Source organism: Rhizobium sp. 768_B6_N1_8, assembly GCF_051811225.1.
GTDB lineage: Bacteria > Pseudomonadota > Alphaproteobacteria > Rhizobiales > Rhizobiaceae > Rhizobium.
The window spans coordinates 483,074-498,517 of sequence record NZ_JBPWPV010000001.1 but is presented as its reverse complement, the minus strand read 5'-3'; the positions used below and the strand labels follow the sequence as shown (position 1 = coordinate 498,517).

At 59.3% G+C, this 15,444-nt stretch carries 10 protein-coding genes; 3 read left to right on the top strand and 7 right to left on the bottom strand.

Translation table 11 applies throughout. The features are described from left to right. Nucleotides 1–28: 28 nt before the first annotated feature. Entirely contained in the window at nt 29–3,775 is a 3,747-nt protein-coding gene (locus AB8B33_RS02420) for a DUF1217 domain-containing protein (RefSeq protein WP_439014229.1), read from the bottom strand. Nucleotides 3,776–4,075: 300 nt separating this feature from the next. Here AB8B33_RS02420 and AB8B33_RS02415 point away from each other — a divergent pair, with 300 nt between their 5' ends. After that, nucleotides 4,076–4,642 carry a DUF6101 family protein gene (locus AB8B33_RS02415; protein WP_007817899.1) on the top strand — a complete coding sequence of 189 codons (567 nt, stop codon included), beginning with the start codon at nt 4,076–4,078 and terminating at the stop codon, nt 4,640–4,642. Nucleotides 4,643–4,719: 77 nt separating this feature from the next. Here the strand turns inward: AB8B33_RS02415 and ubiA are convergent, their stop codons facing one another. Then, nucleotides 4,720–5,679 carry a 4-hydroxybenzoate octaprenyltransferase gene (gene ubiA, locus AB8B33_RS02410; protein ID WP_113322438.1) on the bottom strand — a complete coding sequence of 320 codons (960 nt, stop codon included), beginning with the start codon at nt 5,677–5,679 and terminating at the stop codon, nt 4,720–4,722. Nucleotides 5,680–5,831: 152 nt separating this feature from the next. Further along, nucleotides 5,832–6,509 carry a FadR/GntR family transcriptional regulator gene (locus tag AB8B33_RS02405; protein ID WP_439014227.1) on the bottom strand — a complete coding sequence of 226 codons (678 nt, stop codon included), beginning with the start codon at nt 6,507–6,509 and terminating at the stop codon, nt 5,832–5,834. 566 nt (nt 6,510–7,075) lie between these two features. On the opposite strand from AB8B33_RS02405, the gene AB8B33_RS02400 reads away from it, so the two are divergent. Then, nucleotides 7,076–8,977 (top strand): autotransporter outer membrane beta-barrel domain-containing protein, encoded by a 1,902-nt coding sequence (locus AB8B33_RS02400; protein WP_439014226.1) that lies wholly within the window; start codon nt 7,076–7,078, stop codon nt 8,975–8,977. A gap of 161 nt (nt 8,978–9,138) precedes the next feature. Then, nucleotides 9,139–9,930, top strand: a complete 792-nt coding sequence (locus AB8B33_RS02395; protein ID WP_439014225.1) for an SDR family NAD(P)-dependent oxidoreductase — start codon at nt 9,139–9,141, stop codon at nt 9,928–9,930. A 24-nt stretch (nt 9,931–9,954) separates the two neighbouring features. On the opposite strand, the gene AB8B33_RS02390 is transcribed toward AB8B33_RS02395, so the two are convergent. The 4 genes from AB8B33_RS02390 to AB8B33_RS02375 all read right to left on the bottom strand — a co-directional run bounded on the left by AB8B33_RS02390 (nt 9,955) and on the right by AB8B33_RS02375 (nt 15,215). Continuing rightward, the gene (locus AB8B33_RS02390) at nt 9,955–10,764 is read right to left on the bottom strand and encodes a MipA/OmpV family protein (RefSeq protein ID WP_310378487.1); all 810 of its coding nucleotides are present in this window, start codon (nt 10,762–10,764) and stop codon (nt 9,955–9,957) included. A 117-nt stretch (nt 10,765–10,881) separates the two neighbouring features. Then, a complete protein-coding gene (locus AB8B33_RS02385) occupies nt 10,882–11,460 on the bottom strand; it encodes a histidine phosphatase family protein (protein ID WP_439014224.1) in 579 nt (192 codons plus the stop codon). Nucleotides 11,461–11,512: 52 nt separating this feature from the next. Further along, a complete protein-coding gene (locus AB8B33_RS02380; RefSeq protein ID WP_439014223.1) occupies nt 11,513–12,772 on the bottom strand; it encodes a class I SAM-dependent methyltransferase in 1,260 nt (419 codons plus the stop codon). A gap of 133 nt (nt 12,773–12,905) precedes the next feature. Next, nucleotides 12,906–15,215, bottom strand: a complete 2,310-nt coding sequence (locus AB8B33_RS02375) for a Tex family protein (protein WP_439014221.1) — start codon at nt 15,213–15,215, stop codon at nt 12,906–12,908. Nucleotides 15,216–15,444 lie beyond the last annotated feature (229 nt).

Below are 15,444 nucleotides of genomic sequence, written 5' to 3'. Positions count from 1 at the left end.
CCTAGGCTCCAGGAGGCTCACACCATTATTAAAGCAACGATGACGCCTGGCCGGTGCCGCCGGTCAGTAGCTGAAGCGCCGGCGACTGCTGCGTGTTGTTCTTGATGTCGTACATGGCTGTGAAGCGCTTGACCAGCTTGTCAACCTTCTTGGGATCCTGCAGGTCCTCTAGCTTTACGAAACGGCCGAGGAGATCGACCTGCTTGGCGACATCCATCGACGAAATCTGCGCCGGCAGGCTATAGGTCGTCTGGACGACCTGATAGAGCGCCTTGTCGCCGAGGATCTGGTAGAGCGAGGTGACGTCACCGGCTTTGCGCTTGAAATAGAGTGCCAGGCGAACGCCATCATTCTTTTCGCCCTCCTGGGTTTCCAGGGTCATCTGCACATACTGCTGCTGCGTATTCGCCTCGGCCTGCTTGTCCTGGATCGTACCCATCTTGGCGCGTGTCAGGTTGCCGTCCTTGTCGAAATTGAAGGAGGCGACGATCTCCTTGAAGCGCGCGTCAGCCGTGGTGTTGAGATAGCTCTTCTTGTCATCGGGATCGGAGGTGAAGATCTTCTTCAGCGTATCCTTGTCGTATTTCTTCGGATCGAGGCCATTTGCTTTCAGCACGAGATCCGTCAGGCGCTTGTCGGCCAGGAAATCGTCGAGCGAGGTTATGCCTGGAATGGTCTTGCCGAAATAATCCACTTCCTTGGTGGCATCCTTGGAAGCGCGGTCCTTTGCGGGGCCGTCTTTCATGAGCATGGTCACGTGCGACTTATAATCGGTCGCATATTTCGCCAAGGTGGCGGCAGACAGAGCCGACAGGGGCTCGGCAGCCTTGCCATCGGAACCGAAATTGAAAGCGCGCACCATCTTGGTGATACGGTCGTCCTTGAAGGATGCGACATATCCCTTCGGATCATAGGGGTCGCTGACCAGCAGCTTGCGCATGGTGGAGCGCGACACGTCGTTCGTCGTCAGGCCGTAAGCCTGCAGCGACATCTGATAAAGATCCGGATAGGAGTCGTTGCCGAGGAGCGTATCGGCGGTGGCATTGGTTTTCATGAAATCATTGATGCTCTTTACGCCCTTGGCGTCGTCCATTCGCGACTTGTAGTTCGCGATGATGCGGTCAATGAGATCGTCGCCCTGACTGTTGACGCGAGCGCCGTAATTGTCTGACGTGTTCGTCGTCTGCTCGCCAGTCTGGGCGGTGGTCGAAGTCGGCAGCGATCCATCCGAGCCGAAATTGAAAGCGGCGTTGAGATCGCCCTGGCCGACGGAAGCAGCATGGGCCGGATCGGTGAGGATATTCTTTAGCTCGGCGTTGCTCGTGTCGTAGGCTAGGCCGTAAGCCATTTTCAGATAGTCCGTCAGGGACGAGTCAGCGAGCAGCTGATCGACATCATTGACGTCGCCCATCCGGTCCAGAACGCCTTGTTCCCGCGCGTTAGCCGCCGAATTCACAGAAGCCATCTGTGCGGAGGTCTGCGCCCAACCGGGAGTGACAGTGCCGTCCGCCGCGAAATTGAACGCCGCCTTCACATTGGCATAGGGTCCGGTGTCGCTCTGATCGGTGAGAATGTTGCGCAAATCGGTATCCGAAACGCTCGTCGGAATACTGAAGGCATAACGGATGTAGCTGTTGAGCTTCTGGTCGCCCAGCAACTGATCGACGCTGGTGATCGAAGACATAGTGCTGCCGTAATAGGTGGCAGCGTCGTCTGCCTTCTTAGTCATCGCGGCCACCTGGCCGGCGCTCTGCGACAGGGTGTTTTGGGCGACCGTGCCGTCCTGGTGGAAATTGAAGAGCTTATAGACGTCGCTATAGCCCTGGGCAGCCGCGACCGTTGGATCGGTCAGAATGCTGCGAAGCGTGGTGTCGCTGATGTCGTTGCCGATCTGCATGCTGGAGCGCAAGAAGCTCACGGCTCTGCCGTCGGCTAGGAATACGTCGACCGCCGCGGTCGCGCCGTTGTTGGAAAGGTCGCTGAGCTTGACCTGATAATACGAAGAGTTGTTCGCAACGAGCTGATTGATGCCCTGAAGCTGGAGAGTATTTTGGGCGCCGACAACACTGCCATCCGGCTGCGTCTGGAAGGTGACCGAGCCATCCGCGTTGAAATTGAAGGCATCATGGATGTTCTGATGGCCTGCGGTAGCGGCATAGGCGGAATCCGTGAGGATGTTCTTCAGTTCGGCATTGCTGAAATCCTGACCGAGACCGTAGGCATCCTTAATATAGGAGGCCAGCATCTTGTCCGAAAGTAGTTCGTCGACGTTGTCGATCGGGCTGACGCCACCCGGCGGCTTCATCATGTTCGAGAAGTAGCTCGAGACGTTCGACGCGGCATTCACTATGCCCGTCAATTGATCGTAGGACTGTGCGCGCTCGGTCGGAGAGACCGTACCGTCGGATTTGAAATTGAAGGCCTCGTAGGCATCTCCCAAATCGACCGAACGGGCATAGGCAGGATCGGTCAGGACGTTTTTCAGCTGCGTAAAGCCCGGATCCATGCCGAATGCGGCACGAACATAATCTGCAAGCCGCTTGTCGTTGACCAATTGATCGACATTGGTGATCGTGCCGATCTTGGACAGATAGTAGCTCTTGTTGAGGTCGGACATCACCTGGCTGGTATAGTACACATCGCTCGCCGTGCCGTCGCGGTCGACGATCTGCGGCGCAGTCTTGATGTTATACTGTTCGATGACGTTGTTCTTCTGCGTCGCGGTCTGGGCGGCGCCACCGACTACGGGGGCGCGGAAGGCGTATAGCTCCGCGACCGTGTCGGTCTGGCCGGAATTCTGCGCCGAACCATTGACCGAACCATCGGCGTTGAAGTTGAAATAAGAACGAAGTTCCTTGTATTTGTCGCCGACATAGTTGAGCGATGGATTGGGGTTGTTGAGTGGAGCGTCGCCGCCAAGTGTGGCCGGATCGCTTGTCAGCACCATCTTGATGAAAGCGTTATCGGCCGTTGCCGGATCGATGCCGACGGACTGCAGCGCCACCGTGCGCAGGCGCGGATCGGCTAGAAGGTCGTCGACCGACTGCACCGAACCGATATTGTTGCGGAAATACTGGGTGTCGCCGTTGTCAGGCTTGAAGTTGAATTGCTGCGCGAGCGCATAGAGCTTGTCACCGATATATGTCTTGGTCGGATCGTAAGCCGGATCGCTCGGATCAGGCGCATTGCCGCCAAGCTTGCTGATGTCAGTGGTCAGGACATTGGCGATGTAGTCCTTCGACATGTATGTCGGGTCGATGCCGACGCTCTTCAACGCGTAGTTCAGCAGGCGGGAATTGCCGACGAAGTCCTGGACGGTCTTCACGCCATCCATCTGCGCGCTGTAATATTTCGTTTCGGTGGCAGTCTGTTGTGCCGCGTCGGCAAAGGACTGCTTGTAGAGGCCGATCAGATCGTCTTCCTGCGCGTCCGTTTGAATATCCTTGGGCGGCGCATTGAAGTTGAAGGCGGCGGCGAATTCCTTGTAGCGCGTGTCGGAAAGCTTGTTGGCGAAACTGTTCGCATCCGTGAGATTGCTCTCCAGAACCTTCTTCATGAAGGCCTTGGCATAGATCATGTCATCAAGACCATAGGCTTTCATGGCGTAGCTGTAGAGCTTGTAGTCGCCAAGGAAGTCGTCGACGTCCTTCACCTTGTTGATGTTGTCGGCGTAATACTGGGCGTCTTTTTTGACCTGCGTCTGATTGGCGACGCGGTCCAGACTCTTAGGCATATCACGAGACAGAATGACGTATGCCAGGGATGCCGTGATCATAAATGCGCCCTTTTCAGCAAAGTCTTTAAAGAATGACGGACCATTGGTGCGAACATTTTGCCACGCAAAGCTTACCCGAGACTTACCTGAAGCTGTCCCGCTTTAAGACACGGGCGCGTTCACCATCCGGAAACCCTGCCATATTCAGTTTTGCTAACCATTCCGGGAGGCAGGATTTCTTTAACCGCAATTTTTAAGCTGTACGGAACGGGGGCCGCCTATTGTCAGACCACAGAGGACGAAAAGTCCCGAGGAGAAGACCGGAAACCGGCTCTCAGGTAAGACAAGGGTAGAAATGAAATGAAGAATACCGTTCTGAAGCCCGTCTGGGCTGGCACGACATTGCGTCTTGATCCGTCTCGCTTTCCGCAGCAGGTAAGCTACGCCATCCACGACCATGCCAGTGACGTCAGCATAACGATCGACGAACGCGGCGCGGTCCTGCGCAAGATTCTCCCCTCCAGCGGCCTGCCGCTCTCCATCGCCTTGCCGCGGCGCGTCTTCAAAGGCGTTGCAGCCCGCGCCATCGACCACGGCAATGGTGAAGTCACCGTGACGCTCGAGTTGCATCACGAAGATCCGGAACTCTGCATTCCGCTGCTCGTCGCCCACGATCTCGGCGATATCGCGGCCGACTGGCGCAGCTGGTCGGAAGCCTTCGGCATTCCCATGCTGATGGTGGAAGCCGACGGTGTCGCCCGCCCTCTCGAAGAACATCTTGGCGGACTGCGCACCAGCGAAATGAAGCCGCGCCGTCGTCACTCCTATTTCGCAAACCGCCGCCCGCGCTTCCTCGTGCGCCGCACGACCGGCAAGCTCGGCGTCATCATGAAGATCGAAGGCAAGGAAATCATCGCCCGCAGCTGAGCGATACGTTCTGAGCCGATTTCAAAACCCGGCCATCGTGCCGGGTTTTTCATTTCGGGGTCATTTTTCACTTCAGATCAGGGAATGGCAAAAAGCAGCGAGACGAACAGGCCGAGAAAGATGATCAATCCGACTCGGGTGTTCGATTTGAAGAGCGCGAGGCACTGGGCGCCGTCGTTGATATCGAGCGTCCTGATCTGCCAGGCGAACATTCCGGCGGCAATCAACAGACCGACAAAAGCCAGAAGGCCGACACCAGCAAGCGCAAAGGACAGGAACATCAGCACCAGCGTCAGTCCGTAGAGGCCGACAAGCGCCAGACGCGTGCGCTCGCCGAACAGGCGCGCGGTGGAGCGAACGCCGATCAGCTCGTCATCCTCCTTGTCCTGATGGGCATAAATCGTGTCGTAGCCGATCGTCCAGACGACCGAGGCTAGATAAAGCAGGAAGGCAGAGAAGGAGAGGCTGCCGAAAATCCCTGCCCAGCCCATGAGCGCGCCCCAGGAAAAGGCAAGACCGAGGAAGAATTGCGGCCAGTCGGTAAAGCGCTTGGCGAAGGGATAGAGGGCGACGACCCCGAGCGACAGCACGCCGAGAAGCACGGCAAACCAGTTGAACTGCAATAGCACGAACAGGCCGACCAGCGCCTGTAGCCCGATGAATATCTTTGCCTGCCGGCGCGTCACACGACCCGAGGGCAGTGGACGAGAGCGAGTGCGCGCCACCTGCATGTCGATCTCGTGGTCGACAAGGTCATTATAGGTGCAGCCTGCGCCGCGCATGGCGACAGAGCCGATAAAATACAGGAACAGATGGTAGAGCAGCAGGGCGCCGGAGAAGACGCGCGGCTCGATAGCCGCATTGGCGGCAAGGGTCGCCGACCAGAAGCACGGCCACATGAGGAGTTGCCAGCCGATCGGCCGGTCCCAGCGCGCAAGCTGCGCATAGGGCCACAGCCAGGGCGGCAGGATGCGATAAACCCAATTATCCGAGGGCGCATCGGCAACGCGCCCGTTGAGACCGTCAATCTGTTGCATACGGTCATCTAGCGATGGGCAGGACCCATGGTCAAGACTCCATCGCCGGCGAGCTTCGCCATCTGCGGCTCGATGGAATCCGCTTCGTCCTGCAAGGCTCCTGCTCTGAGGAACGAAGGAAGGTTCATCGGATCACCGGCCAGCCGGCGTATCTATCGCTGACGCGCGGCCAGGGCACGCCTCACATCTTCCTCGGCCCCGTCCAGCAAAGAAACCAGGGCCTTGCTCGCGCCGGCGGAATCGCGATTTGCCATACTCTCCACGACCTGCTGATGCAGCGGCAGCGAATGGCTCTGGCCCTGCGGATTGTCGTCGGAAAGCCGGAAACTGATCACCAGCGCAGTCTCGATCAGCGCCGCCAACGAACCGATCAATTCATTGCCGGACATGCGTAGGATCGCCTGATGGAAAGCAAGATCCGGCACGGCAAAACGCGCTCCGTCATCGCCCGCCCGCTCCATCTCGGCGAGCAGACCACGCAAATGCTCGATCTCTGCCGCGGTGGCGCGTTCGGCCGCCAGCGCACCGGCGGTCGGCTCGATCGCACGGCGCAACTCGAAAAGCGAACGGGCGTCCTCGGCGGTGGTCCTGCCGCCGTAGCGCCACAGGAGCACATCCGGATCGAGAAAATTCCAGTCCCTGCGCGGACGCACGCGGGTGCCGATTTTCGGACGCGATTCCACCATGCCCTTGCCGGCCAGAACCTTGATCACTTCACGCAATACGGTGCGGCTTACCCCATGCGCGGCACTCCAGTCATCCGCATTCGGCAACGGATCGCCGGGCAAAAGATCACCGCGCACGATGCTCTGGCCGATCTCATTGAGCACCCTCGTGTGAAGGCTGCTGCCGACCATCCCCTCCATGCGCAACGGCGCCGCGAGAGCCAGACGGGCTTTCGCATTCTTCCTATTCTTCATACTATTCATACTATTCATACTATTGTCATATCGCTCCCCTATTACCGCTCTCATAGAACAGTCTCTTTAGTGACGTCAACTCGCAATACATGAATAAACTTGGATAAACGTGTTTAAGTAGAATCAGAGTCCCAGAAATGGAAGATTTATGATGGATTTACTGACAAAATTTCGAGCTTAGATCCCGATTTTATTCTATATTTCTGTGTCTATATTTTCAACATTTGAAAATGACGCGATTTATAACTCGAATATCGCAAATGTATAATCGCATTTTCGATCGGTTCGACTACGCGCGCTGAACCAGCACGCACCCCACTCTCCATGAAAGCATCACGACCGACCGGCCTTCGCGGCCTGTCAGCGGATCACTGCGCTTTCATCACGCCGCCTTCACCGCCGCCGCCTGCCATCAGGTCGGCGGCCCCTCTCGGCTGCGATCAAGCAGCCTTTGCCCTACGAAAAGGAAACTTGAAATGCCATTCATGACCAGAGGTCCCTCAACCAGGGCGCCCATGGCGCAAGCGGCAAGACCGCTCGTCCTGACCGCTCTCCTCTGCGCGACGGCCATGCCTGCTTATGCCGTCGAGCCCTGGATCATGGTCGAGAAGTTTACATTCACCGACGATCCCATCACCTATCGCGGCCAGGGCGTGACGACGGACGGCAAGAACTGGTACTTTTCCGGCACGAACGCGCTGGACAAGGCGGACGGCAACTTCAACACGATAACGCGCGACAACAGCGCGATCGATCCGGCCCTGGCAAACCCGTTTGCCGGTGCGCCCAGAGGCCTCAATCATATCGGCGACATCGATTACGCCGACGGATACCTCTACATCTCGCTGGATACCAGCACCCGCGATCCGATCACTGGCGAGAAATACAACACGCCGGTCTTTGCGATCTATAACGCGAGCGACATGACCTATACGGGCAAGTATTTCGCCCTGACCCCTCCGCATGGCAAGCATGACGTCGCGAGCTGGGTGGCCGTGGATGCCAAGAAGGGCCTCCTCTATGGCATGGCCTATGACAACTCCACGGAGATCGCGGTCTACAATCTCTCCGACGGCTCCTTCAAGCAGTACATTCCCCTTTCGAGGACGATCGACCAGGCACAGGGCGGCAAGATCCTTGATGGCTGGATGTATTTCTCCACCGAAAGCGATACAAAATCGCTCTATCGCGCCAATCTGACGACAGGCGAAGTGGAAGAGATCGGCCAACTCGACACTCCCGGCGACCAGGAAGTCGAGGGCCTCTCCTTCGGCTGGACCAAGGATGGCTGGTCGCTTTATGTCATCAACCGCGAACAGCCCGATCCGCTGATCGACGAGTCCATCGGCTTCTATCGTTATCTGCGGCCCTACGGCAATGCGCTCTCCGGCGAGATCCATTCCAGCGTCAAGGGCGCCTTCATCCAGGACAGCCTCTATCTCGACGATGCGGTCGGCCAGCGCCTCCGCTCGGCGTTCAGCGCAGTGGGCACGCCCATGTCGGAGGTCACCTCCTATGACGAGAACGGTTTGACAGGCGCTATCAGCGACACCGAAGGCCTCGCCATCTGGAGCCAGGCGATCGGCGCCAAGAGCACGACCGAGGGAGCGGGCTACGCGGCCGATTTCGATCACTCGACCGGTGGCATCGTCTTCGGCGTCGATGCGGCGGTCGGGACATGGCGCTTCGGCGCAATGGCCGGCTACAGCAATACCAGTTTTGATGTCGATGCCCGCACCTCATCCGGCTCGAGCGATAACGTCCATCTCGGTATCTATGGCGGCACGCAATGGGGTGCGCTGGGCTTCCGCACCGGCGTCTTCTATACCTCGCACGATATCAGCACTAAGCGCCATGTCGTCTTCCCAGCCTTCAACGAGACCCTGTCGGCCGACTACGACGCCCGCACCACCCAGGCCTTCGCGGAACTGGCCTACCGGATGGATTTTGAAGATACCGCTTTCGAGCCCTTCGCCAACCTCGCCTATGCTCGCCTGAAGAGCGATGCCTTCTCGGAAGAAGGCGGCACGATCGCAGCGCTGTCAACCGGATCGTCCAGCATGGACACCGCTTTCACCACGTTCGGCATTCGCGCCTCCACCGATATCGATCTGCAGGATACCAAGGCGACCGTGCGCGGCATGCTTGGCTGGCGGCACGCCTATGGCGATGTCACGCCGAGCTCCAAACTCGCCTTCAATACCGGCGCAAGCTTCGATTCCGTCGGCGCCCCGATTGCCGAGAATGCACTGACCATGGAAGCCGGCCTGGATTTCAACCTGGCGAAAAACGCAACGATCGGCGCATCCTACGCCGGTCAGATTGCGGGCGATACCCAGGACCATGCGGTCAAGATCAATTTCAACGTGAGCTTCTGAACCGGGCCTGAAGTCCGCCGCAGGTCCGGGTTCTGAACACCGTTGAAAAAAGACGCCGCAGCGCTTCCGGGGTGCCTGCGGCGTCTTCCGTTTGATACAGTCGGGCGGCACGTTCGTGCGCGGCCCACCAGCCTTTACGACATTCTTTTCCGGAGTTCCCGATGAGCCGAGATGCCAGCGACAATCTTGTGACCTACGCCAGCTATCCGAGCCTCCAAGCCAGAAGCGTGTTCATCACCGGGGGTGCAAGCGGCATCGGCGAAAGCCTGGTGCGGCACTTTTGTGCCCAGGGCAGCCGGGTCGCCTTCGTCGATATCGCCGAGGAGAGCGGCCGCGAGCTTGTCGCTGCGATAGATGCCGATGGTCATGCCGCACCGCTCTTCATTCCCTGCGATCTGCGCGATATCGAGGCGCTGAAGCACGCGATCGGTGAAGCGGTTGCGCAGAACGGCCCGCTTCAGGTTCTCTGCAACAATGCCGGCAATGACGACCGGCACCAGACGGAGGACGTAACCGTCGCCTATTGGGATGACCGCATGGCGATCAACCTGCGTCATCAGTTCTTCGCCGCACAAGCCGCCCGACCCTTCATGAAGGCGCTCGGCGGCGGCTCGATCATCAATTTCGGCTCGATCACCTGGATGGTCGGCGATCCGGACTGCCCTGCCTATGTGACGGCGAAAGCGGCAATCTGGGGCATGACGCGGGCGCTCGCCCGCGAATTCGGCCCCGAGCGAATCCGTGTCAATTGCATGGTGCCCGGCTGGGTGATGACCGAACGGCAGATGAGCCTCTGGCTGAATGAGGCAGGCGAGCGGCAGATCGCCGAGCGTCAGTGCCTGCCGGACAGACTGCAGCCTTCCGACATCGCCCGCATGGCGCTGTTTCTCGCAGCCGACGACAGCGCCATGTGCACAAGTCAGCAGTTCATCGTCGACGGCGGCTGGGTGTGATTTGGACCCGTTCGGGCGGCTGGATCAGTTCAGCGTGAAATTGAACTTGTAGCTCGCAGACAAGCCGATCAGGAACTGGTTCTTCGAACCTTTCTCGCGCACAAGGCTGCTGTCAGCGGCCGGACCGGCAAGGCGCTTATATTCCGCGAAGGCGCTCGTCGACAGGTTCTCAGTCGCGTTCCAAGTGAGTGCGGTGCCGGCACCATAGGACTGGATGCCGCCCGAGGGATCATAAGGCTTCAGCCCGCTTGCGGCTGACTGCGCTTCGTTGACGCCGTAATAGGAATGGAAGTAGCCGCTCGTCGCAAAGGTGGCACGCGGGCCGCCGGAGAGCTGCAGATCGGGCGCGATATCGGTGAAGGCGTCAAGCGCCACGTCGGCCACGAGACCGTCATGGGAGCGGATACCCTGGCGGACTTCGGCGCGGGCGCGCAGCCAGTCGGTCGGATAAACCTCGGCAAAACCACCGATTTCCGCACCCCATTTGACCTTCTTCAGGCCGTGCAGATCGCTGTCGTCGTCTTGGTCACGCTCAGGCACATAGCGACCGACGATACCGGCGCGGAAGCCGCTGTTATCGACGAGCGCGAAGGATGGATTGTCGTTGCGCGAGGAAAAGCGCGGACCGGCGCCCTGACGACCGACCGAAATCAGCGGGCTGAACTTGAATTCGTTGCTTGAGGCGCCTTCGAATTTCGGCGCGGAAAAGCCTGATACGCCGACTTTCAGATACCAGTCGCCGGACCACCAATGGCCGCCTTCCTGGGCGGAGGCGGTGCCGAAAGAGGAAAGAGCAATAGCTAAAGAGATCGATACGACAGATCGATTAAACACATCCGCACTCCAGGAAACGCAATACAAGAACGGCCGCGGACGGCGGCGATCGGTACATTTATAGCGAGGGTGTTACCTCTATCTTAACCAAGGCGGAAAGATCGAAGGGATGGGAAATTACTTCTGGTTCCAGCGGCGGATGACCGGTTCGGTCAAATCGTGCTCATAGCCGAGAACGCTGATGCTCGTCGTATCCAGAATGAAACGGGAGCCGTCTTCCGGGGGCAGGCCGAGCCAGCGGGCGCCGAGCACACGCAGGAAATGCGAGCTCGAAAAGATCAGGACCGGGGCATTGGCCTGCCGCAATTCGGCAATGATGCGATCGGCACGAGCGCCGATATCGGCGGCGGCTTCACCATCCGGACAGCCGTCGCGGAAGAGCCGCCAGCCGGGACGTTTCGACAGGATTTCCTTGGTGGTGATGCCTTCGTAGGCACCGTAATCCCATTCGGCGAGATCGGGCTTGATGACGGCGCCCTCGCCGAAACCTGCGAGTGCGCATGTGTTGCGCGCCCGCTGCGAGGGGCTGGACCAGACAGCGGAGACGGAAAGACCTGCGAGCCGCGGAGCGAGCGCGCGGGCCGCAGCCTCGCCATTGGCGGTGAGCGGAATATCGCTGCGGCCAGTGTGCTGGCCGGATAGCGACCATGCCGTCTCGCCGTGGCGTACAAGAGTGATTTCGGGAAATGCGCTCATATCCGTCTCTCCAAAAAAAGAAAAAAGCGCGGGCCAGGCCGCGCTTTCAATATCAGAAGGTAAACTTTTCCAATGGCGGACGCGTCGACTCGAATTCCCTAAGCTTCGCCTCGTTCTCCGGAATATAATTCCGGTTATCGGGCGTCGCGAACTGGTTCTTGGTGATCTGGATCTGCTCGATGAAGAGTTCATCCCAGCGGAAGCCCATTTCGGAGCCGGCCAGATAGAATTCCCACATACGGAAGAACTTCTCGTCGTAAAGCGCCACGGCTTCGGCCTTGCGGGCAACGAAGCGCTCGCGCCAGTGGCGCAGCGTATAGGCGTAATGCAGCGGGAGCACTTCGACGTCGCGCGTCAGCAGTCCCGCCTTTTCGAGCGGCACCAGTGTTTCGGCGATCGAGGGAATGTAGCCCTGCGGGAAGATGTACTTCTCGATGAAGGCGTTGGTGGCGAAGCTCGGCTTCGGACGCGCGATCGAATGCAGCAGCATGATGCCGTTGTCATCCAGGAGCTCGTGCACCTTCTTGAAAAAGTTGCCGTAATTGCCGATGCCGACATGTTCGAACATGCCGACCGAGACAATGCGGTCGAACTTCCTGCCGTTCATGTAACGATAATCCTGCAGCTCGAAGCGGACGCGATCGGCAAGACCGCGTTTCTCTGCCCGTTCGCGGGAAATCTTCAGCTGCTCTTCGCTGAGCGTAATGCCAGTGACATCGAGGCCGGGCGTCGATTCCGCCAGATACATGGCCATGCCGCCCCAGCCGGAGCCGATCTCCAGCACGCGCTGGTTCGGCTGCGGCATGAGCTTTGCCGCGATGTGGCGCTTCTTGGCGACCTGCGCTTCTTCCAGACTGATACCGGGCGGATCAAAATAGGCGCAGGAATATTGCCAGTCCTCGTCGAGGAAGAGTTCGAAGAGCTTTTCGGAGAGGTCGTAATGGTGGGCGACATTACGCTTGTTGTGGTTGATCGGCATGCGGCTCTTGAGTTGCTGCATGGCAATGCGGCCGATCAGCAGGGCTGCCATCTTGAAATCGAAGATTTCGTTGGTGGTGTTCTGCTTCACCAAAGCGAGGAAGTCGTAGATGTTGCCCTGTTCGAGAATGAACCGGCCTTCCATATACATTTCGCCGAGCTTCAGCGTCGGATCGCGACGGATCGCATCCTCGGCTTCCTGATCGGCAAGACGAACGGCAACCAGTTCCCCGGTGCCGTCACCAATCGTGTGGGTCTCGCCATTGGCAAGAGTAAGGGCCAAAGAACCCTTTCGGACAATTTTTTGGACAATCGATAAGAATGCCGACGCCATGGACGCCTCGCAAATGTGACAGGATGGTCACATCAACTTAATAGCTCTCTTCTGCCTTACAAGCGCCGGATTTAGCACTCCGCAGATTCAATTGCCAAAGTGTGACATTTTTGCCATTTCGGGGCCTAAGCCCTTATTTTCGCTTCATGGCTTCGGCCAGCGCCGCACCGAAGGCGCCCTGGCTCTGCGGCTTTGCCGGCGTGGGCTTACGATCCTGCTGCGGGCGCTGGCCGGTATTGCCACGCGACTCACCACGCGGAGAGCCGGCCGGAACGCCGTCATCCTTGCGCATAGAAAGGCCGATGCGCTTACGCTTCACATCCACCTCGACAACGCGCACCTTGACGACGTCGCCGGCCTTCACAATTTCGTGAGGATCCTTGATGAAACGGTCGGCAAGCTGGGAGACGTGGACCAGACCATCCTGATGCACGCCGATATCGACGAAGGCGCCGAAGGCCGCGACATTGGTGACGGTGCCTTCCAGCACCATACCTGGCTTCAGGTCACTGATTTCATCGACGCCTTCCGCAAAAGTCGCAGTCTTGAAGCTAGGGCGCGGGTCGCGTCCGGGCTTATCCAACTCGGCGATGATATCCTTGACTGTCGGCAGGCCGAACTTCTCGTCGATGAACTTGCGCGGGTCGAGCGCCTTCAGGGTGGCGCTGTCGCCCATCAGTGAGCGCAGATCACGGCCGCAGGCGGCGACGATCTTCTTTGCCACGCCATAGGCTTCCGGATGCACGGAAGACGCATCGAGCGGCTCCTTACCGTCAGGGATGCGCAGGAAGCCCGCGGCCTGTTCGAAGGTGCGCTGGCCAAGGCGGGCAACCTTCAACAGGTCCTTGCGGCTTTCGAAAGCGCCATTCTGGTCTCGGTGCAGCACGATCGCATCGGCAATCGAACGACCAAGGCCGGACACGCGCGACAGAAGCGGCGCGGACGCCGTATTGAGATCGACGCCGACGGCATTCACGGCATCTTCCACGACCGCGTCGAGCGAGCGGGAGAGCTTCGTCTGATCGACATCGTGCTGATACTGGCCGACGCCGATCGACTTCGGCTCGATCTTGACGAGTTCGGCGAGCGGGTCCTGCAGGCGCCGCGCGATGGAGACGGCGCCGCGGAGCGAAACGTCGAGCTGCGGGAATTCGGCGGCCGCGGTTTCGGAAGCTGAATAGACGGAGGCACCGGCTTCAGAGACGATGACCTTGGTGGGCTTTGGCGCAGGAAGTGCGGCCAGCATATCGGCCACGAGCTTTTCCGTCTCGCGGCTGCCCGTGCCGTTGCCGATCGCGATCAGTTCGACATTGTGCTTGCGGATGAGGGAGGCAAGCTCTGCCTGCGTGCCGCGCACGTCATTCTTTGGCGGGAAAGGATAGACGGTCGTCGTATCGAGCAGCTTGCCGGTACCATCGGTGATCGCAACCTTGACGCCGGTGCGGATGCCCGGATCGAGGCCCATCGTGGCCCGCGAGCCGGCGGGGGCTGCCAAAAGCAGATCCTTGAGGTTGCGGGCAAAGACATGGATCGCCTCTTCTTCCGCCCTTTCGCGCAGTTCGCGCATCAGGTCGAGCGAGAGCGACATGGAGAGCTTCACGCGCCAGGTCCAGCTTACGGCATCCATCAGCCAGCGATCGCCGGGGCGGGTTGCACCGATTTCGTAGGCGGTCGCGATCATGCGCTCGACCGGCTTGTTCGGCGAGGCGACCTCGGCATCGGCCTCGATCGTCAGCGTCAGCACTTCCTCGTTCCAGCCGCGCAGCATGGCAAGCGCGCGGTGGCCGGGGGCGGTTGCCCAGCGTTCGGAATGATCGAAATAATCGGAGAACTTTTCGCCGGTCGCCTGCTTGCCGTCTACGACCTTGGCCTTCAGAAGGGCGGCATTGCGCATATGGGCGCGCAGCCTGCCGAGCAGATCGGCATTTTCGGCAAAACCTTCGGCGACGATATCGCGGGCCCCTTCGAGGGCCGTCTTCACGTCAGGCACATCGGCCGTGATATAGGCCTCCGCCAGCGCGGCCGGATCCTTGCCACGATCGGCGAGGATCGCTTCGGCAAGCGGGCCAAGGCCGCGCTCGCGGGCAATCTCGGCGCGGGTGCGGCGCTTCGGCTTGTAGGGCAGGTAGAGGTCTTCCAGCTCGGCCTTGGTGGCGGCCCTCGAGAGCTTCGCCATCAGTTCGTCACTCATCTTGCCCTGGCTGGTGACGGATTCGACGATCGTATCGCGGCGGGCTTCAAGCTCGCGCAGATAGACAAGCCGCTCGGCCAGCGTACGCAGCTGCGTATCATCCAGCCCACCCGTCACTTCCTTGCGGTAGCGGGCGATGAACGGCACCGTTGCACCCTCGTCCAGCAGCTCGATCGCCGCCTTGGCCTGATCGGGCCGGGCGTTGATTTCGGCGGAGATACTTGCTGCGAGCGAACGAAGGTCAGCGGCCATGAGATTTCCTGCAGTTTATTAGGGTTGGCGGACCATAGCGGCGAAAAGCAGCAAGGCAATGCCTACCGCCGCTTTCCACAGCGGAAGGGAACGCTCCTGTGGGTTTAAGCCATATATCTGAGGCGCAATTGAGCCTTTCGCCTCCTGTTTTTGCGGTTGTGCAGATGCGGCATTCTTTGGTAGCAGAGGCGACCATTTTTGATTGCCCCTGCCCTGCAGGCGCCAGGAA